At 64.2% G+C, this 25,772-nt stretch carries 26 protein-coding genes; 18 read left to right on the forward strand and 8 right to left on the reverse strand.

The genetic code is table 11. The annotated features are described in order from the left end of the window. Positions 1–53: 53 nt before the first annotated feature. Positions 54–1,052, reverse strand: a complete 999-nt coding sequence (locus E8Q40_RS15125; protein ID WP_168197855.1) for a TAXI family TRAP transporter solute-binding subunit — start codon at positions 1,050–1,052, stop codon at positions 54–56. Positions 1,053–1,089: 37 nt separating this feature from the next. Beyond that, entirely contained in the window at positions 1,090–2,301 is a 1,212-nt protein-coding gene (gene metC / locus E8Q40_RS15130; protein ID WP_137045324.1) for a cystathionine beta-lyase, read from the reverse strand. Between the two features lie 221 nt (positions 2,302–2,522). On the opposite strand from metC, the gene E8Q40_RS15135 reads away from it, so the two are divergent. From E8Q40_RS15135 to E8Q40_RS15150, 4 genes are read left to right on the forward strand one after another with little or no spacing between them, the layout of a single operon-like run. Further along, entirely contained in the window at positions 2,523–3,221 is a 699-nt protein-coding gene (locus E8Q40_RS15135; protein ID WP_168197857.1) for a GntR family transcriptional regulator, read from the forward strand. Positions 3,222–3,266: 45 nt separating this feature from the next. Further along, complete coding sequence (locus E8Q40_RS15140) at positions 3,267–4,241, forward strand: quinone oxidoreductase (protein ID WP_246662866.1); 975 nt, start codon at positions 3,267–3,269, stop codon at positions 4,239–4,241. Positions 4,242–4,261: 20 nt separating this feature from the next. Continuing rightward, on the forward strand, positions 4,262–6,577 hold the full coding sequence (locus E8Q40_RS15145) for a molybdopterin-dependent oxidoreductase (RefSeq protein ID WP_137045326.1): 2,316 nt from the start codon (positions 4,262–4,264) through the stop codon (positions 6,575–6,577). 32 nt (positions 6,578–6,609) lie between these two features. Then, positions 6,610–6,951, forward strand: coding sequence for a RidA family protein (locus E8Q40_RS15150; protein ID WP_137045327.1), 342 nt, complete (start codon positions 6,610–6,612; stop codon positions 6,949–6,951). A gap of 56 nt (positions 6,952–7,007) precedes the next feature. Here E8Q40_RS15150 and E8Q40_RS15155 read toward each other — a convergent pair whose 3' ends face one another. The 6 genes from E8Q40_RS15155 to E8Q40_RS15180 form a co-directional block, all read right to left on the reverse strand. Then, positions 7,008–8,132 (reverse strand): FAD-dependent monooxygenase, encoded by a 1,125-nt coding sequence (locus E8Q40_RS15155; RefSeq protein ID WP_137045328.1) that lies wholly within the window; start codon positions 8,130–8,132, stop codon positions 7,008–7,010. Positions 8,133–8,143: 11 nt separating this feature from the next. Then, entirely contained in the window at positions 8,144–8,896 is a 753-nt protein-coding gene (locus E8Q40_RS15160) for an SDR family oxidoreductase (protein WP_137045329.1), read from the reverse strand. 8 nt (positions 8,897–8,904) lie between these two features. Beyond that, complete coding sequence (locus E8Q40_RS15165) at positions 8,905–9,270, reverse strand: hypothetical protein (RefSeq protein ID WP_137045330.1); 366 nt, start codon at positions 9,268–9,270, stop codon at positions 8,905–8,907. Positions 9,271–9,278: 8 nt separating this feature from the next. Continuing rightward, positions 9,279–10,220: a VOC family protein gene (locus E8Q40_RS15170; protein ID WP_205995551.1), complete on the reverse strand. Its 942-nt coding sequence runs from the start codon at positions 10,218–10,220 to the stop codon at positions 9,279–9,281. Positions 10,221–10,326: 106 nt separating this feature from the next. Further along, positions 10,327–10,851, reverse strand: coding sequence for a cupin domain-containing protein (locus E8Q40_RS15175; protein ID WP_137045332.1), 525 nt, complete (start codon positions 10,849–10,851; stop codon positions 10,327–10,329). Positions 10,852–10,893: 42 nt separating this feature from the next. After that, positions 10,894–11,769: an IclR family transcriptional regulator gene (locus tag E8Q40_RS15180; RefSeq protein WP_137045333.1), complete on the reverse strand. Its 876-nt coding sequence runs from the start codon at positions 11,767–11,769 to the stop codon at positions 10,894–10,896. Between the two features lie 287 nt (positions 11,770–12,056). Between E8Q40_RS15180 and E8Q40_RS15185 the strand changes: the two genes are divergently transcribed. Genes E8Q40_RS15185 through E8Q40_RS15250 form a run of 14 tightly spaced genes read left to right on the forward strand, consistent with a single transcriptional unit; the run spans position 12,057 to position 25,633 of the window. Next, the gene (locus E8Q40_RS15185; protein WP_246662867.1) at positions 12,057–12,851 is read left to right on the forward strand and encodes an ABC transporter ATP-binding protein; all 795 of its coding nucleotides are present in this window, start codon (positions 12,057–12,059) and stop codon (positions 12,849–12,851) included. A gap of 60 nt (positions 12,852–12,911) precedes the next feature. Beyond that, positions 12,912–13,889, forward strand: a complete 978-nt coding sequence (locus E8Q40_RS15190) for an ABC transporter substrate-binding protein (protein ID WP_137045334.1) — start codon at positions 12,912–12,914, stop codon at positions 13,887–13,889. 17 nt (positions 13,890–13,906) lie between these two features. Further along, on the forward strand, positions 13,907–14,761 hold the full coding sequence (locus E8Q40_RS15195) for an ABC transporter permease (RefSeq protein ID WP_137045335.1): 855 nt from the start codon (positions 13,907–13,909) through the stop codon (positions 14,759–14,761). Beyond that, positions 14,758–15,591 carry an alpha/beta fold hydrolase gene (locus E8Q40_RS15200; RefSeq protein ID WP_137045336.1) on the forward strand — a complete coding sequence of 278 codons (834 nt, stop codon included), beginning with the start codon at positions 14,758–14,760 and terminating at the stop codon, positions 15,589–15,591. Before E8Q40_RS15195 ends, E8Q40_RS15200 begins: the two co-directional genes overlap by 4 nt. Next, positions 15,584–16,423: an IclR family transcriptional regulator gene (locus E8Q40_RS15205; RefSeq protein WP_137045337.1), complete on the forward strand. Its 840-nt coding sequence runs from the start codon at positions 15,584–15,586 to the stop codon at positions 16,421–16,423. Before E8Q40_RS15200 ends, E8Q40_RS15205 begins: the two co-directional genes overlap by 8 nt. 9 nt (positions 16,424–16,432) lie before the next feature. Next, a complete protein-coding gene (locus E8Q40_RS15210; protein WP_137045338.1) occupies positions 16,433–17,224 on the forward strand; it encodes an SDR family oxidoreductase in 792 nt (263 codons plus the stop codon). 17 nt (positions 17,225–17,241) lie between these two features. Further along, a complete protein-coding gene (locus E8Q40_RS15215) occupies positions 17,242–18,942 on the forward strand; it encodes a thiamine pyrophosphate-binding protein (protein WP_137045339.1) in 1,701 nt (566 codons plus the stop codon). Beyond that, a complete protein-coding gene (locus E8Q40_RS15220) occupies positions 18,939–19,781 on the forward strand; it encodes an aspartate dehydrogenase (protein WP_246662868.1) in 843 nt (280 codons plus the stop codon). The genes E8Q40_RS15215 and E8Q40_RS15220 overlap by 4 nt, the downstream gene beginning before the upstream one ends. A gap of 8 nt (positions 19,782–19,789) precedes the next feature. After that, positions 19,790–21,280, forward strand: a complete 1,491-nt coding sequence (locus tag E8Q40_RS15225) for an aldehyde dehydrogenase (RefSeq protein WP_137045340.1) — start codon at positions 19,790–19,792, stop codon at positions 21,278–21,280. A gap of 11 nt (positions 21,281–21,291) precedes the next feature. After that, complete coding sequence (locus tag E8Q40_RS15230) at positions 21,292–22,287, forward strand: PDR/VanB family oxidoreductase (protein WP_205995553.1); 996 nt, start codon at positions 21,292–21,294, stop codon at positions 22,285–22,287. A gap of 17 nt (positions 22,288–22,304) precedes the next feature. Then, positions 22,305–23,309 (forward strand): MBL fold metallo-hydrolase, encoded by a 1,005-nt coding sequence (locus E8Q40_RS15235; RefSeq protein ID WP_137045341.1) that lies wholly within the window; start codon positions 22,305–22,307, stop codon positions 23,307–23,309. Between the two features lie 9 nt (positions 23,310–23,318). After that, positions 23,319–23,546: a recombinase-like helix-turn-helix domain-containing protein gene (locus tag E8Q40_RS15240; protein WP_137045342.1), complete on the forward strand. Its 228-nt coding sequence runs from the start codon at positions 23,319–23,321 to the stop codon at positions 23,544–23,546. Between the two features lie 3 nt (positions 23,547–23,549). Continuing rightward, positions 23,550–24,632, forward strand: a complete 1,083-nt coding sequence (locus tag E8Q40_RS15245) for an aromatic ring-hydroxylating dioxygenase subunit alpha (RefSeq protein ID WP_137045343.1) — start codon at positions 23,550–23,552, stop codon at positions 24,630–24,632. After that, positions 24,632–25,633: a tripartite tricarboxylate transporter substrate binding protein gene (locus tag E8Q40_RS15250; protein WP_205995555.1), complete on the forward strand. Its 1,002-nt coding sequence runs from the start codon at positions 24,632–24,634 to the stop codon at positions 25,631–25,633. The genes E8Q40_RS15245 and E8Q40_RS15250 overlap by 1 nt, the downstream gene beginning before the upstream one ends. Positions 25,634–25,772: the final 139 nt, after the last annotated feature.

The following is a 25,772-nucleotide window of genomic DNA, read 5'->3' on the forward strand; positions in this document are numbered from 1 at the left end:
AGCCACGACGGCAGACGCCCGCCCGACACGGGCGCCTGCCGGCGGCGCGCCGATTACTTCATGAAACCCAATTCTTTATAGGCCTTTTCGGCGCCGGGGTGCAGCGGCACCGGCTGATCCTTCCAGGCCCGCGCCGGATCGTATTCGCCGAGCACCTTATAGATGTTGCCGAACGAGCCGCGGCTTTCGATCAAAGTCTTGGTGATCTTGTAAACGTCGTTATCGGGCAGCTTCGACGACACCAGGATCACGGCCTCGAGAGACGTCACCGGCAGATCGGCATCGCCGGACTGAAGGCCGGTATACGCCTTGGCCTTGATCACGCTCTTGCCGTAGCCGAATTGCGAGGCAAGATGATCCATCAGGGCTTTCGGGAATGCGACCAGTTTCGCGGCGCGTCGCCCGTTCTGTATTTCGAGTGCGATGCCGGTCGGCGCGCTGCCGGCGCCCCACAGCACATCGACCTGATTGTCCTGGAATGCCGAGACGAGTTGGCTGTAATTGGCATTGATCAGCTTGCCACCCGCCTGCGCAATCTTGTCGCCCGAATTGTTGTAGAAGGTCAGCGCGCGCTGCAGCGTCAGTTCTTCCGAGGTCGCGCGCGGCGACGTGCCAATACGGATTTTCGGATCGGCGAGAATCTGGTCGAGCGGCCGCTTTTCGTCGGCCGGCACGATGACGTGGAATTCCGCCGGGGCCCAGGTGCCGCCTATCGAGCGCAGCGACGGCATTTTCTTGTCGTAAGGCGCTTCGCCCTTGGTCGCGGCCGCGGCCAGAAAGTCGATGCCCATGCCGATCTGGGCGATACCGTTCTCGATCAGCGCCGGATTGTCGCGACCACCGCCGGGAACGATACGGATTTTGATGTCCTGATTCTTCTCCATCACGATGTTGGCGAGACCCGTGACGATGGTGTACCAGCTTCCGCCCGGCGAACCGGCGGCCCACACATAGTTCTCGACCGCCTTGGCCGGCGAAGCCTGGGCGATGAAAAGTGCAGCGGCCGCAATGGCCCCGGCCTGCAACACGAACCGTTTCGTTAAAGCATTCATGACCGTCTCCTTTTTACTCGACATGATGAAATTCAGATCAGCCCGCCGAAGCTCTTGCATCAATCTTGGCGAGGTTGATGTGCTGCAAGCCTTGCGCGAGATCGCGCTTGAGGTCGTCGATGTGTTCGAGGCCGATATAGAGGCGGACCAGCACGCCTTCTTCCGTCCATTGCGTCGCCGTTCGCGCATGCGCCGGGTCGCCGTGCAGGACGAGGCTTTCGAAACCGCCCCATGAAAAACCGAGCGCAAAAAGCTTCAGACTTTCGATGAAGGCGGTCGCCTGTTGCATCGAGGAGGTGTTAAGGACGATGGCGAACAAACCCGACGCGCCCTCGAAATCGCGTTTCCAGATCGAGTGATCGGGATGCGACGGCAGGCCGGGATGAATGACCCGGCGAACCTGTGGCATGGTCTCGAGCCAGGACGCCAGTGCCAGACCCGATTCCTGATGCTGCCTGAGCCGCGCCGCCAGCGTTCGCAGGCCCCGCGCGGCGAGATACACATCATCAGGCGATGCATGATAGCCAAGCCAGTTCGCTGCCTCGCGCAGCGCGCGATAATGCTCCGCGCCGCATGTCACGAGACCGAGCATCGCGTCGGAATGGCCGACGATGAATTTGGTGGCGGACTGGGCGACGATATCGACGCCGAGCGCCATCGGCTTGCAAAACAGCGCCGTCGCCCAGGTGTTGTCGCAGACTGTGATCACTCCGCGCTCGCGGGCGGCCTTGCAGATCGCCGGGATGTCCTGGACTTCGAAGGTCAGCGAGCCCGGCGATTCCAGATAGACCAGGCGCGTATTCGGCTTGAACAGCGCGGCGATGCCGGCGCCGATGCGCGGATCGTAATAAGTAACCTCGATGCCATTGCGGGCGATGAAGGCGCCGAGGCTGGTGCGCACCGGCTCGTAGACGGCGTCCGTCACCAGGACGTGATCGCCGGGCTTGAGAAACGCCACCAGCGGCAACACGCAGGCGGCAAGCCCGGACGGGACGGCAATCGAGCCGTAGCCGCCTTCAAGCTGAGAGATCGCGTCTTCAAAGGCGAAGGTGTCCGGCGTTCCAAACCGGCCGTAGAACACCTGTCCCTTGTCGAAACGGTGTTTTTTGGCCTCGTCAATGTCGCCGACCTTGTCGAAGACGATGGTCGAGGCGCGATGGACCGGGACATTAACAGCACCGGAGTGCGACTCCGGATGCCGGCCAACATGACCGACCAGAGTTTCGGCGCGCCAATCGCTGGGATCCATGTCTGGCATGCCCAATCCTGATCGCTGCATTTATCCGGCATAATTATCCTGACTCATCTGCATGCCATTCGTCAATCTTGTATACCAAATAAAAAAATGGCATGCTCTTTATCGGCGCGAAGACAGGCCGTTCGTGCCACCAGACGGTCGCCCACAGGGGCCGTTGTTCGCCAAGAGGCTGCGTGCCGATATTCGATTCAGGGAATCGAAGGATTCGACATATGGACACCGCCGTTCCGCCGACACCGCTGCCGCAGCAAGTGGCGGACTACATCCGCGACCTGATCATTCACGACCGGCTCAAGCCGGGCGAACGCATCCGCGAACGGGCGATTGCAGACACGCTCAGCGTGTCGCGAACGCCGATGCGCGAAGCCCTCAAGATCCTGGCGATGGAACGGCTGGTCGAACTCAAGCCGAATCGCAGCGCCGTTGTCGTCAACGCGACCGACACCGAAATCGCCAATATGCTCACCGTCTATACCGAGCTCGAAGGGCTCGGCGGCAAGATCGCCTGCCGTATGGCGACCGAGGCCGATTTCGGACGCGTGGCGCGTTATCATCAGGTTCTCATCGACGCGTTTGAGAAAGAGGATCGCGCCGCCTATTTCGCCGCGAACCAGGCGCTGCACCTCGCGATCATCGCGGCCTCGCGCAATCCGACGCTCATCGAGATGCACGGCCATCTCAATATCCGCCTCTACCGCATCCGTTATCTCGCCGTGATGCGGCTGCAGGAGTGGCGCGCCGCCGCCAGCGAACACGCTCCTCTCGTCGAAGCGCTGATGCAGCGCGACGGCGACCGTCTCGCTTTCCTGCTCAAGGAACACCTGGGTTTCGCCTGGCGATTGATCGAATCCTGGGTGCCGCCGAAGCCCGTCTTCAATGTCCAGTCTCTGGAAGACGCCACCGGTGGCTAACGTCCGGTCGGCCAAGTTTATCGCGTAGAAAGAAGAGTGCCTGCTGTGTCTAAAGCAATCATCCAGGATACCTTTGGCGGCCCCGAAGTTATGGGGTGGCGCGAGCGGCCGGACGCCGCGCCCGGACCCGGCGAGGTTCTCGTCCGCCACACCGCCATCGGCGTCAATTTCATCGATATCTACTGCCGGCGCGGCAGCATTCCGCTGATGAAAGTGCCCGGCACGCCGGGCATGGAGGCGGCCGGCGTCGTGGAAAGCATCGGCCCAGATGTGACCACTCTCACCGTTGGACAGCGCGTCGGCTATGTCATGCCGGCGCCTGGCGCTTACTGTGAGCGCCGCATCGTTCCGGCCGAGCGCATGATCGCCCTGCCCGACGATATCGACGATCGCTCCGCCGCGGCGATGCTGCTCAAGGGCATGACGGCCGAGCAGTTGCTGCACAAAAGCACGCAGGCAACCGCCGGCGACACCGTGCTGATCCATGCGGCAGCCGGCGGCGTCGGCCTGCTTTTGACCGCCTGGGCCAAGGCGCTGGGCTGCACCGTGATCGGCACTGTCGGCTCCAAGGCCAAAGTCGGCATGGTGCGCGAAGCCGGCGCCGATCATGTCATCGTCTCGACCGAAGAAGATGTTGTCGCCGCCGTTAATACCATCACGCAAGGGCGCGGCTGCCGTTATATCTATGACGGCGTCGGCGCCGACACGTTTGAACTGTCGCTCAAGACGGTCGCCAAATTCGGCCATGTCGTCAGCTTCGGCAGTTCGTCAGGCGCGGTGCCGCCGGTCAATATCGCCGTGCTGTCGCCGAAATGCGTTGTGCTGTCGCGACCGCAGGTGTTCCCTTATATCGCCGAGCGCGCCGACCTAACCGCGGCGTCCAACAATCTGTTCGCCGCGATGCGCAAGAAGATCATCAAGAGCGACATCAAGCACACTTATGCGCTGGCCGATGCCGCCACCGCGCACCGCGACCTTGAATCCCGGCGCACCGTCGGGCAGATCGTATTGCTGCCATAACGAACCCAACCAGAGCCGCCATGCTTCCCGAGCCCGACCGCCACACGATCGCCACGCATTGGGGCACATACCATGCGCAATTCGAGGCCGGGAAGCTTGTTGCGCTCAAACCGGTCGATGGCGACCCCGACCCCTCGCCTCTTTCCGAGGGCATGATCGAGGCGCTCGGCAGCCCGGTTCGTATTCGGCGTCCTGCCGTGCGCAAGTCCTTTCTAAAGAACGGCCACCGCGCTGGCGGGAAGCTGCGCGGCGCCGAGCCTTTCATCGAAGTCCCCTGGGATGAGGCGCTCGATCTTGCCGCTTCCGAACTCGATCGCGTCCGCAAGGCCCATGGCAATGGCGCGATTTATGGCGGCTCCTATGGATGGGCCAGCGCCGGCCGCTTTCATCATGCGCAGAGCCAGATCCACCGCTTCCTCAATTGCATCGGCGGCTATGTCAAATCGGTGCAGAACTACAGCTACGCCGCAGCCGACACCATCGTCCCGCATATCATCGGCGACAAGCGCGGATTGGTGTCACATCACACCACCTGGCCGGTGATCGCCCATTACTCCAAGCTCATTGTGATGTTCGGCGGCGCGCCGCGCAAGAACGCGCAGGTCAGCTCCGGCGGCATTTCGCGGCACATCCTGCGGGAGTCGCTCGATCAGGCGCGGTGCAACGGCGCCCAACTTATTTCCATCAGCCCGATCCGCGATGACACGGAAGGCGCCGAATGGCTGCCTATCCGGCCCGGCACCGACGTCGCGCTGATGCTGGGCATCGCGCACACTTTGCTCGTCGAAAACCTGGCGGACCGCGCTTTCCTCGACCGCTACACCACAGGCTTCGATCGCTTCACCAGCTATCTCAATGGCCGCAGCGACGGCGTGGTGAAAAGCGCCGACTGGGCGGCGGCGATCGCCGACATTCCGGCCGACACCATTCGCGATCTGGCGCGTCGCATGGCGGCAAGTCGCACCATGATCCAGATGGCGTGGTCGCTGCAGCGCGCCGATCATGGCGAACAGCCTTACTGGATGGCGATCACGCTCGCCGCCATGCTGGGCCAGATCGGCCTGCCCGGCGGCGGCTTCGGTTTCGGTTATGGCTCGGTCAACGGCGTCGGCCATGCCACGCCGGAGATCGGATGGCCGTCACTGCCGCAGGGCGACAACAAGATCAGCGATTACATCCCGGTCGCGCGTATCACCGACATGCTGCTCGATCCCGGCGGCCGTTACGATTTCAACGGCGAGAGCCGCGTTTATCCCGACATCCGGCTGGTCTACTGGGCCGGCGGCAATCCCTTCCATCATCATCAGGACCTCAACCGCCTGCGGCAGGCATGGCAGCGCCCGGAAACTGTCATCGTTCATGACTCGTGGTGGAATGCACTCGCCCGCCATGCCGACATCGTCCTGCCGGCGACGACCGTGCTGGAACGGAATGACATCGCCGCGTCGGCGCGCGACCGTTTCATCGCCGCGTCGCACCGCGTGGCGACGCCTGCCGGCGAAGCGCGCGATGATTTTGCGATCTTCTCAGCGATGGCCGAACGCCTCGGCGCCGCGGAAGTCTTTACCGACGGCCGCGATACCGAAGGCTGGCTACGTTATCTGTTTACGCTTGCCCGGCAGAAGCTCGAAGCGGCGGGACACGCCCTGCCTGACTTCGAAACCTTCTGGAAAGACGGCATGCATGTTCTACCTCAGCCCGAGCTGTCGCAGCAAAAGTCGTTGCTAACCGAGTATCGCGAAGCGCCCGAGCGCCATCCGCTGAAGACCCCGTCCGGGCGTATCGAGATTTTCTCGTCGACCATCGACAGCTTCGGTTACGCGGATTGTCCCGGCCACCCCGCCTGGCTCGAACCTTACGAATGGCTGGGCTCGGCCGAGGCTTCGCGCTTCGGCCTGCATCTGATCTCGAACCAGCCCGAAACGCGGCTGCACAGCCAGTACGACCATGTCGGCCGCTCGCATGCCAGCAAGATCAAGGGACGCGAGCCGCTGCGCATCAACCCGCTTGACGCCGGAAAACGCGGCATTGCCGACAACGACATCGTTCGCGTTTTCAACGACCGCGGCTCGTGTCTCGCCGTCGCTATCGTGTCCGATGCCTTACGTCCGAGCGTGGTGCAGCTCTCGACCGGCGCCTGGCTCGACCCGCTCGATCCCGCGCGCGACGGCTCGCTGGACAAGCACGGCAACCCCAATGTGCTCACGCGCGATCAAGGCACATCGAGCCTGGCCCAGGGCCCGAGCGCGCAAACCTGTCTGGTCGAGATCGAGAAATATTCGGAACCGGCACCGCCAATCACCGCCTTCGACCCGCCGGCCATCACCGAACGCTAGTCTTTATCAAGTCCACTCGAAATGAGAGCGTCATGAAGCGAATTGACAAGAACAGCCGCCGCAGCCGCGCCGTCGTGGTCGGCAATATGGTGCATATGGGCGGCCAGGTGGCGGACGACAAAGCCGCCGACATTCGCGTTCAGACCGCACAGACGCTCGCCAAGATTGACGCCCTGCTCGCCGAATGCGGCTCGTCGAAAGCCAAGCTGATCAGCGCCACGATCTGGCTCAAGAGCATGAGCGACTATGACGGCATGAACGATGTCTGGGACCGCTGGATCGACCCCGAGAATCCCCCGACGCGCGCCTGCGGCGAGGTGCGCCTCGCCGACGACCGCTATCTGGTCGAGATTATCGCCACCGCAATGCTCTGACGGCGGCCACCGCAAACTTTGCCTTTAGATCCATCTGTCGCCGGCAGAAAAGACACCTATGCCGCCTCGAGCGGAACGTCGCTCGCCGAATAGCCGTAGACCCAGTCGGCGTTGCCGCCCTGCTTCAGCCATTCATTGCCGCGCGAGCCGATCTGCACCTTGGCGGTGCGCTCCTTGCGCGCGTTCTCATAGCGCTTGAAGGCGTCGGCGATGCCGGCGTCGCCGGCCCCGCGCAGGGCACGGCCGAGCACCACCGCATCCTCGATCGCCATGCAGGCGCCCTGCGCCATAAACGGCACCATCGGATGGCAGGCGTCGCCCAGCAATGTCGTGCGGCCGACCGACCATTGCGGTAGCGGCTCGCGGATATAGAGCGCCGACTTGGTGACGCTGTCGCAGGCGTCGAGCAAGGCGCGCGCTTCCGGATGGAAGCCGGCATAGGCACGGCGCAATTCCTCGACATCGCCTTCCATGGTCCAGGATTCGTGACGCCAGTCGTCCTGCGCCGTGGTGGCGAAGATGAAGGTCTCGCGGCCGCGGTTCAGCGGAAACGTCACGATCTGCAAATCGGGCGTCGGGCCCCACCATTTGGTGAAGGCGTCGAGGTTCGGCACGTTCAGCTTGCTGCGATCGACCACCGCCCGGTACGACACCAGGCCGGTGAACTGCGGATGTTCGGGGCCGAACATGGCTGTGCGCGTCGGCGAGTGGATGCCGTCGGCGCCGACCAGCGCATCGACCGTGCGCGTCTCGCCATTGGCAAAGCGAACCGAGGGCCGCTCGCCGCGAAGGTCGATCGCCGCGACGCGGTAGCCGAGCTTGATGATATCGTCCGGCAACTGTCGGCGTAGAGCCTGCAGCAGATCGGCTCGGTGGATGGTCAATTGTGGCGCGCCGTACTTCTCCTCGGCGGCCTTCGCCATCTCGAGCCGCGAGGTCTCCTCGCCCGTGTCCCAGGTCCGGCTGATGCGGTGTGTCGGCCGCGCCGCGGTCTCCTGCAGATCCTCGAAGACGCCGAGGCTCTTCAGCGCCGCCACGGCGTTGGGCGTGAGGTTGATGTCGGCGCCGACGCGCTTGTAGTCCGAGGCCTGCTCGTAGACTTCGACTTCATGGCCGGCCTGGCGCAGCGCGATCGCCGCCGCCAGGCCACCAATGCCGCCGCCGTTGATGCCGAACTTCATGACTACCCCCGTCAGTGCATGGAAAAGCCGCCGTCGACCGCGAGGGTCTGGGCCGTGATGAACTTTGAATCATCGGACAACAGAAACGCCACCGCGCCGTCGAGATCGTCGGGCTGCTGCGTGCGCTTGAGGATGGTGCGCTCGGCATAATCAGCCCAGCGCGTCTGCGGAATGTCCTTGGTCGCCTCACCCATGGTCAGGCCTGGCAGCAGGCAATTGACGCGGATCATCCGCTCGCCGAACTCACGCGCCAGCGAGCGCGTCATGCCGACGATCGCCGATTTGCTGGTGACGTAATGCAGCAGTCTCGGCGGCCCCCAGTAGATCGTGTCCGATGACACGGTGACGATCGAGCCGCCGTTCTTCATCAACGGCCCGATAGCACGCACGGTCAGCCAGGTGCCGCGAACGTTGATCGCCATCATGCGGTCCCAGGCTTCGACCGTGATCTCGTCGAAGGTCTTGCCGCCGACATTGTTGGCCCAGCCGGCATTGGCGACGAGGCCGTGAATGCCGTCGCAATCCCGTGCGGCTTCCCGCGCCATCGCCGCGACCGATGCCTCGGACGAGATGTCCGTTTGAACGAAGCGCGCGGCAAGACCGGCGTCATGCAACTTCTTCTCGGCCTCGGCGCCGCTCACCGGATCAATCTCCGCGATGATGACGCTGGCGCCTTCGCGAGCCAATCGCTCGGCAAAGGCAAAACCGAGGCCACGGCCCGCCCCTGTCACCACAATCCGTTTGCCGGCAAAGCGCTGTGTCATGGACTCACTCAAATGCGGTCTTCTTCAGTGCCGAGAGCGTACTGAAAATAGTCGTTCTGCGCGCGGTCGTAGAGCGTAACCGAGGAGCCGCCGCCGGCGCGTCCGAAGAACGGCTCGCCGCCAGGACGTTCGATACCTTCGAACAGAATGTCGCCGATCAGCGTCAATTCGATCGGCTCCGACCCATCCGGCAGAACGATGGCACTGCCACGGCTGCGGATGATCATGCCGGTCTCGACATCGACAAAGCCATCGACCGCCGGCTCAATGGCAAAAGTCTCGCCAGTGCCGAGCGAATGAACGCGCGAAGGAATGCGCCCCGAGCGCCGCCGATGCGCTTCCACCGCCACGATGCGCCGTAGGTCGTGCCGCATGTTCGCCCTCACGCGTGTCCGCGGCCGCTTTTATCGATACCTTGAGCCTGTCGGCGCGTCGTGCCGTCAATGCCGCCGACGATGGCCCATTCGGCGAATAGCTCGGGCTTGCGCTCGAACGTGCTCGACTTCCAGCCTTCGTCGCAGAAATCCTCGTCAGCGTAATATTCGAGCGGCGCAGCGAGCGGGTTCTCGAAGTACCAGAAATAAGCCGATGAGATCGGATGACGACCCGGGCCAATTTCCGTCTTCCAGCCCTTCTTGGCCATAGCGATGCCGCCGCCGATGAGTTCGTGGATATCGGTGACTGTGAAGGCAACGTGATTGATGCCGGGCTTGCCGGGGCGGTTGAGGACGAATGTATTGTGGTGGTCGCCTATCTTCTGGCAGCGCATGAAGACGCCGTGTCCCGGATATTCGTCGCTGATCGAGAAGCCCATCTTCTCGGTATAGAAGGCGCGCATCGCAGCGAAGTCGCTGGCGAACAGGACAACATGACCGATATTGATCGGATGCGCCTGATCGTGGATTGGCGAGCGCTTGTTGACGCGATTGTGAGAACCCGGCGCGTTCGGCAAGGTTGGCTCGACCTTGAACGGCGTACGCTTGGTGACGCGGAAGGCGAGACTCATGCCGTTCGGGTCGGTGACGCGCGGCAGGCCATCGGCACCGATCTTGTAGCTCGGCAGCGTCTTCAGCCGTGCCAGGGTCTCGTCGAGTTCCGCCTGGTTGGCGGCGCCCCAGATCACTTCGCGGACCGTCTTGCCGCCTTCGATCGCCGGTGGCAGATCGGGCGCATCGATCGGGCGGGCGATGGCTTCGGCGCCGTCGCGGGTGCGATAGATGAGCTTGTCGGCGCCGGCGCTGACCTCGGTCAACCCCCAGTCGGCGAGGAAGCGCTTGGCTTCCGCCATATTTTCAACGCCGAAAACGACGGCATCGATACCCATCAGCGACATCTTCTAAACTCCCTCGTCCCGGCCGGTCCGGATACAGCAACAAGTTCGAACGGCCGCCGCCACATCGAGCGGCAGCCGCTGAAGCATTTTAGCGGATTTAGCCGCGCTTGACCTTGGCCAGTGGATGATCCGGCGGATAGGTCGGCGTGATCGGCTTCGGCGAACCGATCATCACCATCATGATCGCGTCTTCCTCGCCGATGTTGATTTCGCCACGATAGACGCCGGGCGGCACCGAGACGCAGTCCCGCTCATTGAGGATGGTTTCAAAATATTCGCCGTCCTTCTCGACCATGACCTTGATCTTGCCGCGCAGCACGAAGAACACTTCTTCGGCGTCGACATGCAAATGCATCGGGCCTTCGCCGCCGGCCGGAATGATCATATTCGACAGCGTGAAGTGTTCGGCAGGGATGACGTTCGTGTCCTTGGCGACGCCGGTGCCACCGGTGCCGATGAAGCGCTTCTGCGCGCGGCGGTACTTCGGATCGAAGTCGGCCTGGAACTTGAGCGCATTCCAGTCATAGGGACGGTCCGAAACGCGAGCGACGCGGCTCTTCATCCACTCTTCAAAGGTCGCGCCTTCGGGGCGGTCCCAGGACCGGCGGGTCATATCATCCATCTCTGAACTCCTTTATAACCGGGTGAACTCATGTACTGGTCGTCAACGTGCCGAGTGACGCGGCTGCGTCGCTCCGGCACCATCCACTTCGCCTTCGGCCTTGAAGCCAAGGTCTCGTGAGATCGCCTGCGCCGTCGCTACCACTTCCGCCATGAGCGGACCTTGCAAGTCCGTTTCGGTGGTCAGGAGAGCGACGGCCGAAATGTTGATGGCGGCGACGATCTTGCCGCTGGTGTCGCGCACCGGGGCCGCGACGCTGGCGACGCCGGGCTCGTAGCCCGAATTCTGCACCACCACGCCATTGGCCCGATCGCTGGCGAGCTGCGCTTCGAGATCGGCCAGGCTGCCCTGCCCGCCTTCGCTGGAATAAGGCTGATCGCGATAGAGATCGCGCACTTCGTCGGAGCTCAGGCCCGACAGCAGAATACGGCCCATCGTAGTCGCGCGCGCCGGCAGCCGGGTCCCGACATGGACGGTGCTCGCGATGGAGCGCCGCGTGGCGACGCGAGCGAGATAGACGACATCGCGGCCTTGCAGTTCGCCGAGATGGGCCGACCAGCCGGTGCGGTCGCGCAGGCGCACCAGATGCGGCGTCGCCACTTCGACCAGATCGCGCGACGCCAGATAGCCGTAACCGAGGCGCAGGACCTCGGGACCCAGGGCGTAGGTCTTGGTGTCGGCGTCGAAGACGACAAAGCCCAAATGGCCAAGCGTGAAAAGCAGCCGGTACGCCGAGGATCGCGTCACGCCGAGCGCCGCGGCAACTTCCGACAACGTGAGACCGCGGGTTTCGCCCGACAGTCGCTGCAGAATCGTCAAGCCGCGAATAAGGGCCGGCACGAGATAGCGCTCATCACTCTGCGCGCTTGAAGCGCCGCTGAGCGTTGAATTTTCGGGCGAAGTCTCGTGCTTGGCCATGCGCGGCATTCGATTTGTTGCGCTAATGAAACAACGTATACCAGATAAAACTATTTCTTGGGAAGCAGAAAATACAGGCAGCTTGAAAAGCCTCTTTGATCGCCGTTGTAGACAAAGACACGACACTTCAAAACGCCATATAAAATCGCATTGCACTGCAAATAAATGGTGCAGCGCACGATGAAATTTCGATCATCGAGCCGATTGACTCGCTCCATGTTCAGATGCGAGCTTGTTTAAATTACGAACTAGAAGTTCACATTTGAACAACGCGGAGAAGACGCAAGGTGCTGGGGACCTCGACCGTTCTTGAGCTGCGTGACGTGGCCCGCCGCTTCCCCGGCCGATCCGCCGGTGCGCCGCCCTTCACGGCCGTCCGCAATCTGTCCTTCAATGTCGGCGAAGGTGAATTCGTCTCGGTCGTCGGACCGTCCGGCTGCGGCAAGAGCACTCTGCTCAATCTCGTCGCGGGTCTCGACCAGCCGAGTGAAGGCACCGTCTCGTTGCACGGTGTGGAGGTGACGGGTCCGAGTTCGCATGTAGGCTTCATGCTCCAGAAGGACCTGCTGCTGCCCTGGCGGACGGTCCTCCACAATGTGGAGTTCGGCCTCGAAGCGCGCGACATGCCGCCGGCCGAGCGCCGCGAACGCGCGCTGCGCGAGCTCAAGCGCTGCCGCCTGACCGAATTCGCCGATCGCTACCCGTACCAGATCTCCGGCGGCCAGCGGCAGCGCGCGGCGCTGGCCCGCACGCTCGCCATCAATCCCGATGTGGTGCTGCTCGACGAGCCGTTCTCCGCGCTCGATGCGCAGACTAAGCTGGTGCTGCAAAAGAGCTTCGCCGCGACCATCGCCGGATCGAATCTGACCACGCTGCTCATCACCCACGACCTGTCCGAAGCCGTGGCGATGTCGGACCGCATCCTGGTCATGAGCGACGGACCCGGCCGCATCATCGAAGAGATCGATGTCGGCCTGCCCGACCGCGACAATCCTATTGCCCGCGCCGCCACGCCGCGCGCCAGCGAAATCGTCAAGCATCTCTTCCACGCCCTGCATCTCGGCGAGCGCGAGGATGCATAACGACAACCGCCTTCACATTGCCAACCGCCATTTAAGTCAACGCAAGGGGAGTTCACTGACATGAAGATCACGCGTCGCGCCGCACTTGGCGGTCTCATTGCCACCGCCGCCATCCGCCCGGCTTTCGCCGCGCCGGAAAAGATCACCTATCTGTTCCCGGCGCCGAGCTTCCTGCCGGCCTTCCTGCCATTCCAACTGGCGCTGAAGCGCGGCTACTACGCCAAGAACAACGTCGAAGTGACGTTCCAGACCGGCAAAGGCGGCGCTGACGTCGCGCAGCAGGTCGGAGCCGGCAATGCCGATATCGGCGGCGGCCTCGGCGAAACTTCGATGATCGTCCGGCCGAACGGCCTGCCCGTGCGCGCCGTCGCGCAGCTCGGCTCGCACCCGCTGTTCACGCTTGTCACCCGCAAGGAAGTCGGCCTGAAGGGTTTCGCCGACCTCAAGGGCAAGAAGCTTGGCGTCATCGGCTATCAGGACACCGGCTACTATGCCCTGCTCGCCGTGCTGGCCGCCAACGGCATCAAGCGCGACGATCTGCAAATCCAGGCGGTAGGCCCAGCCGGCGTGACCCAGCTCATGATCGCCAAGTCGCTCGACGGCATCATGGCCGTCCCGGAATGGGCGGTGGCGATCGAGGCCGGCGGCGTGCCGCTGGATTACTTCCCGATCGAAAAGACCTTCCCGGCGATGGCGCAGGCCATCCTCACCTCGGACAAGATGGTCAAGGAACGCCCGGCCGCCGTCGGCGGCTTCGTCAAGGCCGTGCTTCAGGCCGTGCGCGACAGCATGGCCGACCCGGTCGCCGCGGCGAAGGATTATGTCGCCCAGGTGCCGCAGCACACCGGCAAGGAAAAAGAGATCGAGACCATCCTGAACCGCTACGTGAAGGAAGTTTACGCCACCACGCCGGCGTCGGCGCTCGGCACCTTCGATCCCAAGCGGATCAAGCTGGTGCAGGACTTCTACGTCCAGAACAAAATCATCCAGTCGGCCGTGCCGGTGGAAGATCTCTACACCAACCAGTTTGTGTCATGACGTCTGCGGAGACGGCGATGAGCAAATCCGCCAACGGTACCGCCACGCTGCAGCGCCCCGCGCTCGCCCCCTCCGGGGGGCGGCTATGGCGTCGCGGCTATGGCGTGCCGGCGGCCAGCATCGCCGTCGCCGTCGTTGTTCTTATCGCCTGGCAATATCTGCCGCCGATGCTCGGAGTGCCGAAATACATTATCCCCCGCGTCAGCGATCTGTATCTGGAAATGATCCGGCTCTGGAATCAGGAGAACCTGCTCAAGCACTTCATGTCCACGGCATCGATGTCGATCCTCGGCTTCGTGCTCGGCGGCCTGCTCGGCGCCGTCTTCGGCTACGCGCTCGGTTTGCTGCCGACCTGGGAGAAGGTGCTGTCGCCCTACATCCTGGCTCTGCAGATCGCGCCCAAGGTGGCCTTCGCGCCGCTGTTCATTCTGTGGTTCGGCTATAACGCCTGGCCGAAGCTGATCGTCACCATTCTCGTGGTGTTTTTCCCGATCCTGGTGAACGTCCTGCAGGCCATGCGCATCATGGACCGCGATCTGATCAATCTGGCGCGCGCTTACAACATGAGCAAGACCAAGATCTTCTTCAAGGTTATGCTGCCGTTCTCGATGCCCAATCTACTCGCCGGCCTGCGCATCGGCGCAACGCTCGCGGTGATCGGCATCACCGTCGGCGAGCTGGTCGGCGGCGAAATCGGTCTTGGCTACCTCATCAGCTTCGGCCAGGGCCAGGCCAACACCGCGATGGTGTTCGACGCCATCGCCCTGCTCACCGTGATCGGAATCGCGATGTACTGGGCGGTGACGGCGATCGAAAGCCGCATCCTGCACTATCTGCCGAAAGCGGCGGGCGCTCCCCCGGCCAAGCCATGACCCTCACCGCCAATATCTCGGACGTGGTGACAGGCCGCGAAGCGGGCATCGGCTACCTGCGCCGGCCTGGTACCAAGCGCGGCAAGTCGATCATGCTGCTGCATGGTATCGGCAGCAATGCCGGCAGTTTCGAACCGCTGTTCGATGCACTGCCGGATGCGTTCGATGTAATCGCCTGGAACGCGCCCGGCTATGGCGGCTCGCGCTCGCTGGTGACGGCGTCCCCGCAACCCAATGATTATGCCGACGCCTTGCTCACCTTTTTCGACGTTCTCGATCTCGAATGCGTCACGCTGCTCGGCCATTCGCTCGGATGCCTGTTCGCCGCGAGCTTCGCCGCGCGCCACCCCAAGCGTGTCAGTGCGCTCGCCCTGCTGTCGCCGGCGCTCGGCTATGGCGTCAAGCCTGGCGCGACGATGCCGGAAACAGTGCAAGGCCGTATCGACGAATTGCGCGCGCTCGGTCCGCGCGACTTCGCCGCCAAACGCGCGGCGCGGCTTGTTTATCAGCCGGAGGTCAAGCCAGCGGTGCTCACCGCCGTGCGCGAGGCGATGGCGGCCGTCGATCCCGTCGGTTACATGCAGGCCGCGCGCGCGCTCGGCGCCGGCGATCTGCTGGCAGACGCAGCGGGCCTGTCGATGAACACGCTCGTTGCGGTCGGCGTTCATGATGTCATCACACCGCCCGCCAATGCGCGCAAGCTTTACGACGCGCTGCCGCGCCCGGCCGGCTTCCATGAAATTCCCGACGCAGGCCATGCCCTGCCGCAGGAAAACCCGGCGGCCGTTGCGCGCCTGCTGGTCAACCTGATCGAGGCTTCCGATGCTTGAACGCGTTGATGAGCCAGCAGCGGAGGCCGGCGGCGATCCTTACGTTTCGCCGCCGGTGCAACGCGCCGCCCGCCTGCTCCGCCATATCGCGGAAGGCGATCGCGTCACCAACATGTCGAAGACGGCGCGCGAGCTTGGCATCAACCGCACGACCTTGCTGCGTCTTCTGCATACGCTCGAGGTCGAACGCTTCATCGAAGCGCTGCCGGACGGCCAAGGCTGGCGTATCGGCATCGGCCTGATCGGGCTCACCGCGCAGGCCTTCTTCTCCGAAGACCTGGTGCAGACCGCCGTGCCGGTGCTGACACGGCTGACCGAGAACCTGAACCTGTCGTCGCATCTCGGTGCGCTCGACGGTCAGGAGATCGTCTATCTCGCCCGCCGCGTGCCGAACCACACCTTCGCCAGCAACATCCGCGTCGGCAGCCGCCTGCCGGCGCATGCGGCCAATATGGGCCGCATCATTCTCGCGCATCTGCCGCCGGACCGCGTCGACCGACTCTATGCCGGCACCGTCTTGAAGGCTGTGACGGCGAGGACGCCGACGACGCTGACGCAGCTCCACGCCCAGCTCGACGTCGACCGCAAGGCGGGGCTCGCCTGGAGCGAAGGCAATTTCGAAGCCGGTATCAGCTCGGTCGCGGCGGCGATCTTCGACGCGACCGGCACGCCGATCGCCGCGCTCAACGTCATCGGCCATGCCGCCGACTTCGCCGGCGAGGCACGGCACAATCAACTCGCAGCCGAAGTCGCGGCGGCGGCCCGCGAGATTTCACAACGCCTGGGCTGGCACGCCAACGCCGCTCCGCGGGCGGCGAGCAACGGCGGTTGAGAGGCAGCGATGGATCTGGGCCTTGCCAATTCTTGCGCGGTAGTGACGGGTGGAACGTCCGGCATTGGCCTTGCAGCTGCGCGCATCCTCGTTGAGGAAGGCGCGCGCGTCGCCATTTGCGGCCGCGACGCGGATCGCCTCGCCGCCGCGAAAGCCAAGCTCGACACCGTGAAGCCCGGCGCCGTGCTGGCTGAGCGCTGCGACGTACTCGATAGCGGCGACGTCGCCGCCTTCGCCGACAAAGTGAAAAACTGGAGCGGCGGCAAGCTCGACCTTCTGGTCAACAATGCCGGCCAGGGCCGCGTCTCGAAGTTCGCCGACACCACCGACGCGCAATGGCGTGACGAACTCGATCTGAAGTTCTTCAGCCAGATCCTGCCGCTGCGCGCCTTCAAGCCGCTGCTCGACGCCGCACCGTCACCGGCGATCGTCGCCGTCAACTCGCTGCTGTCGCTGCAGCCCGAGCCGCATATGGTGTGCACCTCGGCGGCGCGCGCCGGCGTGCAGAACCTGCTCAAGTCGCTCGCCACCGAATTTGCGCCGCGCATCCGCGTCAACACCATCCTGCTCGGGCTCGTCGATTCCGGTCAGTGGCAGCGCCGCTTTGAAGCGCGCGCCGACAAGGCCCTCTCGCGCGAGGAATGGTTCAAGGCGCTGGCGCGCGACAAACAAATACCGCTACAGCGCCTCGGCGTGGCGGACGAACCGGCCCGCGCCATCGTTTTCCTCGGGTCGCCAGCCGCCAGCTACATCACCGGCGCCAGCCTGGAAGTATCCGGCGGCGTATCACGTTTTATCTAAGGCCCGGGTCCAGAGTCATGAACGCTCCTATCGTCGTCACCGAACGACCGAGTTCACAAAACGCCGTAGCGACCGAGCCGGTGGGCGATGCCATCGCGCGGGCGCTCGCGGACATGGGCGTCACCGTGGTGTTCGGTGTGATCTCGATCCACAACATGCCGATCCTCGACGCCATCGCCCGCCAGGGCCGCATCACCTTCGTGCCTGCGCGCGGCGAGGCCGGCGCCATGAACATGGCGGATGCCTATGCGCGCGTATCGCGCTCGCTCGGCGTCGCCATCACCTCGACCGGCACGGCCGCCGGCAACGCCGCTGGTTCACAGGTCGAAGCGCTGACCGCCGGTTCGCCGGTGCTGCACATCACCACCCAGATCGACCGCGAATTCGCCGACCGCGACCGCGCCGCCATTCATGACGTGCCGCGTCAGCCCGACATGCTCAAAGCGGTGAGTAAGGCCTATCACCGCATCTGGGAGCCGAGCGCCGCGATCGAGACGCTGCTGGCGGCGAGCCGCGATGCGCTCACCGCGCCGACCGGTCCGGTGTCGCTGGAAATTCCGGTAGACGTGCAGCGGCTACCGACGGCAAAGCGCGTTGTCGCCGGCTGGCCGGCTCTCGATCAGAAAACACCCGACGCCATCGCGCTCGATGCGCTGGCGGCGCGCGTGCGGAACGCCAGGCGGCCGATGCTGTGGCTCGGCGGCGGCGCCCGCGGCGCGGCCGCGGCAGCGACGGCCCTCGCCGATCGCGGCTTCGGCATCGTCACCTCGACCAATGGCCGCGCCGTGGTGCCGGAAGATCATGCGAACAGCCTCGGCGCCTTCAACATGACGCCGGATGCGGTCAGCATCTATGCCAAGTGCGATCTCATGATCGTGGTCGGCTCGCGCCTGCGCGGCAACGAAACGCAGAACAATCGTATGCCGCTGCCGCCGCTGGTGCAGATCGACGCCGATGTCGGCCAGGGCGGCCGCAATTATCCGGTCGAACAGTTCATCGCCGGTGATGCGCGCCTTGCGCTCGAAGGCCTGCTCAGCCGTCTGCCCGCCAAACTCGATACCGACGGCGCGTTCCTCAAGGACATCGGCGCTGCCCGGCAGCGTTCCGAAGCGTCGCTGCGCAAGGCGCTCGGTCCCTATGCGCCGCTCGCCGACGCGCTGAGCGCGCGCGTGGCCAAGAACGGCCATCCGTGGGTCCGCGACGTCACCATCTCGAACAGCACCTTCGGCAACCGTTACGTCCGCCTCGCCGCCCCGCATCTGGGCGTGCACGCGCTGGGCGGCGGCATCGGCCAGGGCATCGCCATGGGCATCGGCGCCGCCCATGCCGGCATCAAAGCCAAGACCATCACCTTGGTCGGCGATGGCGGCGCGCAATTGATGATCGGCGAACTGGCAACCGCCGTCGAGATGCAGGCAAACATGGTGTTCGTGCTGATGAACGACAAAGGCTACGGCGTCATCCGCAACATCCAGGATGCGCAATATGGCGGCCGTCATGTCTATTCCAACATCCTGACGCCGGACTTTGCCCTGCTCAGCGCGGCAGTCGGTTTGCCGCATGTGCGCGTATCCGATGTCGCGGCGTTCGAGGCCACCCTTGATCGGGCGCTCGCCGCACCTGGCCCCTGCCTCATCGAAATCGACATGGTCGCCATCGGCCCGTTCGGGCAAAGCTTCGCCGGGCCGCCGGCGGGCGCCGCGGGGAAGCCGGCATGACGGCGAAGAAGATGACGCGATTGGGGGTGATCGGCGCCGGCGGCATTGCCGAGCTGGCGCTGACCTCGCTCGTCAAGGCGCTCGACGCGCCGCTCGATCAAGTTGCCATTCTCGTCCCCGAACGTTCGACCAAGCGCGCCGAGGCGCTGCTCGAGCGCTGCGGACCCGCGCTGACGCGCTCGGCTGCCATTCATTCCGACATCGCGGCGCTGCTCGCCGACAGACCGGACACCGTCGCCGAATGCGCCGGCCATATCGCCGTGCGCGATCACGGCGCGGCGATCCTCGAAGCCGGTTGCCACCTCATCGTTATTTCCATCGGCGCGCTGGCCGATGATGGCCTTCGCACCAAGCTCGAAGCGGCGGCGAAATCCAGCGGCGGCCGTCTGGTGCTCCCGGCCGGCGCGGTCGGCGGCATCGATGCGCTTGCCGCGGCGAAGTTCTCCGGCCTCGAAGAGGTCATCTATACCGGCCGCAAGCCGCCAAAAGCCTGGAAAGGCACGCCGGCGGAAAAGCTGCTGACGCTCGACACGCTCACCGACGCGGCGATCTTCTTTGAAGGTTCGGCGCGCGAAGCAGCGCAGACTTATCCCTTCAACGCCAATGTCGCCGCCACTTTGGCGATCGCCGGCATCGGGCTCGACGCGACCAAGGTGCGCCTCGTCGCCGATCCTGGCGTGACCCGCAATGTGCATGAATTCTCGGTGCGCTCGGGCTGCGGGGATTTCGAGGTCAAGCTCGAAGGCCGCCCCTCAGCTTCCAATCCGAAGACCTCGCAACTCGCCGGCTACAGCATGGCGCGCGAGCTGATCAACCGCGTCAGCGCGGTCGCGATCTGAGAGGGACCATGGACCAGAACGTCATCGCTCAGGACAAGCTTTATATCGGCGGCGAATGGCGGCGCGGCCGCGGCGCCGATATCACGTCGAACTTTCCGGCCGACGGCTCGCACAATGCCACCTTGCCCGGTGCTTCGCTCGAGGACGTCGATCTCGCCATCGAGCGCGCACAGGACGCCGTCAACGATCCGGCCTGGCGCAAGCTGCTGCCGCACGAGCGCGCGACCTATCTCTATCGCATCGCGGAGAGCATCGCACGCCACGCCGACCGCATCTCGCATGTGCAGTCGCGCGACACCGGCAAGACCTTGAGCGAAACCCGCGCGCTCGCCATGAGCGCCTCCGGCACATTCCGCTACATGGCGGCGGCGCTGGAGACCATGGAAGACACGCTCACCCCGCCGCGCGGCAATTATCTCACCATGTCGGTCTACGAACCGCTCGGCGTCACCGCCGGCATCACGCCATGGAATTCGCCGATTGCCTCGGATGCGCAAAAGGTGGCGCCGGCGCTCGCCGCCGGCAACGCCATCCTGCTCAAGCCGTCGTCATGGAGCCCGCTGGTCTGCCTCGAACTCGCCCGCGTCATCGAGGAAGCCGGCCTGCCCAAGGGCCTGTTCTCGACGCTGCCGGGCGCCGGATCGATCGTCGGCGAACGCATCGTCACGCATAAGGCGATCAAGAAGGTGTCGTTCACCGGCGGCACCGCCACCGGCCGGGATATCGCCCGCAAGGCCGCCGGCAAGCTGATGCCGGTGTCGCTCGAGCTCGGCGGCAAGTCGCCGACCATCGTCTTCGCCGACGCCGACCTCGATCTCGCGGTGGCCGGCGTGATGTTCGGCATCTTCTCCTCGACGGGGCAATCCTGCATCGCCGGCTCGCGGCTTTTCGTCGAGCGCTCCATTTATGACGCCTTCGTCGCCAAACTGGTCGCCGCCACCGAGCGGCTCAAGGTCGGCCATCCGTTCGAGGCGACGACCCAGGTCGCGCCGCTCATCCGGCCGAAGCATCGCGACGAGGTCGAGGACCATGTCGCCAAAGCCCGCGCCGACGGCGGCAAGGTGCTAACCGGCGGCGAACGCCCGACCGGCAGCGACTACAAGGACGGCACCTATTATCGCCCGACCATCATTGCCGGGCTTGGCAACGACTCGCGCCTGTGCCGTGAGGAAGTGTTCGGCCCTGTGCTCGCCGTGCTGCCGTTCGACAACGAGGGCGACCTCATTCGCCAGTCGAACGACAACGATTACGGTCTCGCCTCCGGCATCTACACCCGCGACTTCCCGAAAGCGTGGCGCATCGCGCGCTCGCTCGACACCGGCACGGTGTGGATCAACACCTACAAGCAGTTCTCGATTTCGACACCGTTCGGCGGCACCAAGGATTCTGGCGTTGGCCGCGAAAAAGGCCGCGACGGTATTCGCGCCTGGATGGCGCAGAAATCAGTCTATTGCGATCTGTCCCAGGCGCCGCATCCCTGGGCCAAGAGCGCGCTGTAAGGAATGAACCGATGGGCGATGTTGCCGAAATGACAAAGCCATCGACGGTCGCCGCGCCCCGCGCCGGCGAACAGACCTTCGACGTGCGTCTGCGCGCGCTGATCTGGGAAGCGCCGGGCGTGTTGTCGCTCGAACTCGCCTCGCTCGACGGCAGACCGCTGCCGGCTTTCGAACCCGGCGCGCATATCGACCTCAAACTGCCGGACGGCACCTTGCGGCAATATTCGCTGTGCGGCGATCCCAACGACCTGTCGCATTACCGCCTCGGCATCCGCGCCGTCACCGGCGGGCAGTCGTCCGGCTTCGTGCACCGGCGCTTGCGTCCCGGTGACGTCCTGACCGTGTCCACGCCGCGCAACAATTTTCCGCTGGTCGCCTCGAAGGAATACATCTTTGTTGCCGGCGGGATCGGCGTCACGCCCTTTATCCCGATGATGCGGCAACTGAGCGCCCGTCACCAACACTGGACCCTCCTCTATTGCAACAAGCGCAACGAGGATGCGCCGTTCCTCAAGGAAATCGAGGCGCTCGGTGGAACGGTGTCGCTGCATGCGAGCGAAGCCGGCACCCGGCTCGACGTGGCGCAGCGCCTGAGCACGCCGCAAGCCGACACCGTCGTCTATTGCTGCGGCCCCGAGAAGCTGATGCTGGCCGTTGAAGAGGTCACCGCCGGGTGGCCGGAAGGCACGGTGCATTTCGAATGGTTCGCGCCGCGTTCGCGCCCGGCTGACGAAGTCAGCGGTGCGTTCGAGGTCGTGTGCGCGACGTCCGGAATGACGCTGAGCGTACCACCGGAAAAATCGATCCTCGAAGTCATGACGGAAGCCGGCATCGACGTGCCGCGGTCCTGCGAACAGGGCATTTGCGGCACCTGCGAGTGTCGCATCATCGAAGGCGAAGCCGATCACCGCGACAGCATTCTGTCGTCGTCGGAGCGCGCCGCCAATCAAACCATGATGACCTGCGTGTCGCGCGCCAAGGGCGCGCGGCTCGTGCTCGACGTGTAACGGAGGCGCAACACCTGATGATGACGCCGAAGGGAACAACCACTCGTTTTTACGCCCGCTTCTCCGTCGGCCTCTCGGCCGCGGTGTTCGTCATTGCGCTCGTTCTTGCCGCCGCTCCGGCACGAGCGGCTGACAACCTGTTCCGCGTGACGCTGCTTGGCACCGGCACCCCGGTGCCCTCGCCGGTCCGTTTCGGCTCCAGCACATTGGTGGAAGCCGGCAGTCAAAAACTGCTGTTCGATTTCGGCCGCGGCGTCACGATTCGCCTCGCCCAGCTCAAGATCCCGTTCGGCGCCATCAACGCTCATTTCCTGACGCATTTCCACTCCGACCACATCAACGGCTTGCCCGACCTCTGGCTGACCGGCTGGCTGCGACCGCCTTACGGACAACGCAATCATCCGATGACGATTTTCGGGCCGCCGGGCCTGGTCAAACTCACCAGGGGCCTGACCGAGGCCTTCACGCGCGACATCGAAATCCGCAGGGAAGACGAGAAAGACCCGGAAGCCGGCATCGCCTTCGACGTCCATGAAAAGCCGCCGGGGCCCATGTACGAAGCCGATGGCGTCAAGGTGTCATCCTTTCTCAACGATCACGGGCCGCTGGTCACGCCGTCCTATGGCTACAAGATCGAATATGCGGGACACACGGTCGTGTTGTCGGGCGACACACGGTACAGCGCGGAAGTCGTGCGGCAGGCGAAAGGCGCCGACGTGCTTGTCCATTGCGTCACGGTGATCCCGGACGAGCTGCTGCAGAAAAATCCGGCCTACAAGGCGATTTACCTGCACCTCGCCTCGCCGGAGGCCGCTGGCCGTGTTTTCGCCGAAGCGCGGCCGAAGCTCGCCGTCTATAGCCACATCGGCTTAAACGGCGGCGCCACCGAGGCGGTTCTGATCGCAAGCACGCGCACGGCCTATGACGGCCCGTTGCAGGTTGGCCGCGATCTGATGGCCATCAATGTCGGCGATAACCCCGCGGTCGTCGACAGCCCGGACATGAACAAGGACAAGAAATAGGAGGCGACCTTGCCAGACTACAAATACCCCTATCTCGACCCGCACCAGAGCCGGACGGCCGAGCCGACGGCTTGGCAGCAGGAACTCGCCAACGCCATCGAGAGCGTGTTCGCCAAGGGCGCGCGCGAGCTCGACGAGGTCGTGGCTGGCATGAACAAGACGCGGGTCCGGCCGCTTGATGGCGGCGACTGGACGGAAGAGAAATTCACCACATTGATGCGCGAACTGGGAGCCTGAGCCATGTCGGTCGCAGCCTTTGAAGCCCGCAAACCCACTTCGGCCACGCCGCCGGCTGGTCCGACCGACCAGCAGGTGCAGCAATATCTACGCACCGGACTGCGCAATCGCTGGTGGCCGGTCATTCCGTCGCGCTTCGTCGAAACCGGCGGTAAGCCGCTTGGCATCATGCGCCTTGCCGAACCTCTGGTGCTGTGGCGCGATTCCAAGGGCACGATCCATGTCCAGGCCGATCGCTGTCCGCACCGCGCCGTGCCGCTGTCGCGCGGCATCAACGAAGGCGACCGCCTGCGCTGCAACTATCACGGCGTCGAGGTCGGCCCCGACGGCAAGGTGCTGAGCGTGCCCGGGCAACCCGGTTGCCCGCTCGAAGGCAAGAAGGCGGTCAAGACCTATCCAAGCCGTGAGATCAACGGCGCCATTTTCGTTTGGTTCGGCGATGCGCTGCATGAAGAAGCTGGCAGCTTCGAGCCGCCGCCGGAAATCACCGCGCCGGACTATTCCAGCTTCCTCTGCTACGCCGACTGGGAAATGCCGTGGCGCTACGCCTTCGACAACCTGATGGATCCCATGCACGGCACCTTCCTGCATGCCAATTCGCACACGATGTATCAGGGCGACACCCAGGCGCATTTCGCCACGCGCGACACCGAGCATGGCTTCTTCTTCGAGAAGACCGGCCAGCGCGACGTCAATTTCGACTGGAGCGAACTGGTCGATAATGGCGCGCTTTATGTCCGCCTCGAAATCCCCTATCCGCCGTCGGGCGGCCCGGGTGGCAATTTCGGCATCACCGGCTTCGGCACGCCGATCGACGAAGACCGCATGTGCGTGTTCTTCTGGCGCACCCGCAAGGTGTCGGGCTGGCAGCGCGACACCTGGCGCTTCCTCTACAAAACCAATCTCGAGAAGCGGCACTGGCATGTGCTGGAGCAGGATCGCGAGATGCTCGACGGCCTCAAGCCCGGCCTCGAAAAATTCGAGATGCTGTATCAGCACGACGCCGGCGTCATCCGCCTGCGCCGCTATCTGGCGCAGCAGGCGCGCAAGCAACTGGCCGACCTCCAGGCCGCGGGAAAGATGTAATGCAAGCCACATCCCCGGCGCGGCTCACCCGCCGCGCCGCCTTGACGCTGCTCGCTTCGGCCGCCATGGCGCCGCGCACTGCCTTTGCCGCGGGCGTCCCGGCAGGTTTTCCGAAAAGTCAGATCACGCTGGTGGCACCGTTCACCGCCGGCGGTCCGATCGACGTGCTGGCCCGTCTACTCGCCCAGGAGTTTCAAGCGCGCTCAGGTGTCACCGCGATTGTCGAAAACAAGACCGGCGGCGCCGGCAATATCGGCATTGACTATGTTCGCAAGGCGCCGCCCGATGGCGCCACCTTGCTCGTCATTCCTGCCGGCAATCTGACCATCAACCCGACCCTGATGCCGAGCGCGCACCTCGATATCCTCGGTGACTTCGCGCCAGTGGCGCTGCTGGCCAGCGCGCCGAACGTCTTTCTCGCGTCAAAGCAATCCGGAATCGCCACCGTCAAGGAACTGGTCGACAAGGCCAAGACCGCAAAGCTGACCTATGGCAGCCCCGGCGTCGGCAGCCAGTTGCATCTGGCGATGGAGCTGTTCAAGGAAAAGACCGGCGCGACCAATCTCACGCACGTGCCGTATCGCGGTTCGTCGCAGGCGCTCGCCGATCTGCTCGGCGGCCACATCGACCTGTTGTCGACGAACCTGCCCGCCGTGCTCGGCAACATCAAGGAGAAGACGGTGGTGCCGCTCGCCATGACCACAGCCCAGCGCAGCCCGCTCGTGCCTGAAGTGCCGACTCTCGTGGAAGCCGGCGTTGAAGGCATCGACGTCACCTCGTGGTACGGCATGCTCGTGCCGAAAGCGGTGCCGACAGAAACCGTCGACGCCATCTTTACCGTTACCAAAGACGCGCTCAGCGAACCGGCGATGAAGAACAAGCTTCAATCGCAGGGTCTATCGGTGGCCATCGAACCGCCCGACGTCTTCGCGGCGCGGATCGCCCGAGAAACCGCGCAATGGGCGGACATCATCAAGAAGCGCGATATCAAGATCCAGTAAGCACCGCGGCGGCTATAAGCGATGCCGGCGCGGTGTTTCTGGCTCGATTGAATCCTTGTCCAAAGCCGGAAAGGCTCTAAAGCCGACGGTACGCGAACCAACCCGCGTCCGCATCTCGTCGAGATGGAGATCGGTATAT

The sequence above is a fragment of the Pseudolabrys sp. FHR47 genome (assembly GCF_005153485.1).
Classification (GTDB): Bacteria; Pseudomonadota; Alphaproteobacteria; order Rhizobiales; family Xanthobacteraceae; genus Pseudolabrys.

Coding starts and splice junctions, on each gene's coding strand:
- E8Q40_RS15125 (WP_168197855.1), bottom strand. CDS start 1,052: ATGAATGCTTTAACGAAACGGTTCGTGTTGCAGGCCGGGGCCATTGCG.
- metC (WP_137045324.1), bottom strand. CDS start 2,301: ATGGATCCCAGCGATTGGCGCGCCGAAACTCTGGTCGGTCATGTTGGC.
- E8Q40_RS15135 (WP_168197857.1), top strand. CDS start 2,523: ATGGACACCGCCGTTCCGCCGACACCGCTGCCGCAGCAAGTGGCGGAC.
- E8Q40_RS15145 (WP_137045326.1), top strand. CDS start 4,262: ATGCTTCCCGAGCCCGACCGCCACACGATCGCCACGCATTGGGGCACA.
- E8Q40_RS15150 (WP_137045327.1), top strand. CDS start 6,610: ATGAAGCGAATTGACAAGAACAGCCGCCGCAGCCGCGCCGTCGTGGTC.
- E8Q40_RS15155 (WP_137045328.1), bottom strand. CDS start 8,132: ATGAAGTTCGGCATCAACGGCGGCGGCATTGGTGGCCTGGCGGCGGCG.
- E8Q40_RS15160 (WP_137045329.1), bottom strand. CDS start 8,896: ATGACACAGCGCTTTGCCGGCAAACGGATTGTGGTGACAGGGGCGGGC.
- E8Q40_RS15165 (WP_137045330.1), bottom strand. CDS start 9,270: ATGCGGCACGACCTACGGCGCATCGTGGCGGTGGAAGCGCATCGGCGG.
- E8Q40_RS15170 (WP_205995551.1), bottom strand. CDS start 10,220: ATGGGTATCGATGCCGTCGTTTTCGGCGTTGAAAATATGGCGGAAGCC.
- E8Q40_RS15175 (WP_137045332.1), bottom strand. CDS start 10,851: ATGGATGATATGACCCGCCGGTCCTGGGACCGCCCCGAAGGCGCGACC.
- E8Q40_RS15180 (WP_137045333.1), bottom strand. CDS start 11,769: ATGGCCAAGCACGAGACTTCGCCCGAAAATTCAACGCTCAGCGGCGCT.
- E8Q40_RS15190 (WP_137045334.1), top strand. CDS start 12,912: ATGAAGATCACGCGTCGCGCCGCACTTGGCGGTCTCATTGCCACCGCC.
- E8Q40_RS15195 (WP_137045335.1), top strand. CDS start 13,907: ATGAGCAAATCCGCCAACGGTACCGCCACGCTGCAGCGCCCCGCGCTC.
- E8Q40_RS15200 (WP_137045336.1), top strand. CDS start 14,758: ATGACCCTCACCGCCAATATCTCGGACGTGGTGACAGGCCGCGAAGCG.
- E8Q40_RS15205 (WP_137045337.1), top strand. CDS start 15,584: ATGCTTGAACGCGTTGATGAGCCAGCAGCGGAGGCCGGCGGCGATCCT.
- E8Q40_RS15210 (WP_137045338.1), top strand. CDS start 16,433: ATGGATCTGGGCCTTGCCAATTCTTGCGCGGTAGTGACGGGTGGAACG.
- E8Q40_RS15215 (WP_137045339.1), top strand. CDS start 17,242: ATGAACGCTCCTATCGTCGTCACCGAACGACCGAGTTCACAAAACGCC.
- E8Q40_RS15220 (WP_246662868.1), top strand. CDS start 18,939: ATGACGGCGAAGAAGATGACGCGATTGGGGGTGATCGGCGCCGGCGGC.
- E8Q40_RS15225 (WP_137045340.1), top strand. CDS start 19,790: ATGGACCAGAACGTCATCGCTCAGGACAAGCTTTATATCGGCGGCGAA.
- E8Q40_RS15230 (WP_205995553.1), top strand. CDS start 21,292: ATGGGCGATGTTGCCGAAATGACAAAGCCATCGACGGTCGCCGCGCCC.
- E8Q40_RS15235 (WP_137045341.1), top strand. CDS start 22,305: ATGATGACGCCGAAGGGAACAACCACTCGTTTTTACGCCCGCTTCTCC.
- E8Q40_RS15245 (WP_137045343.1), top strand. CDS start 23,550: ATGTCGGTCGCAGCCTTTGAAGCCCGCAAACCCACTTCGGCCACGCCG.
- E8Q40_RS15250 (WP_205995555.1), top strand. CDS start 24,632: ATGCAAGCCACATCCCCGGCGCGGCTCACCCGCCGCGCCGCCTTGACG.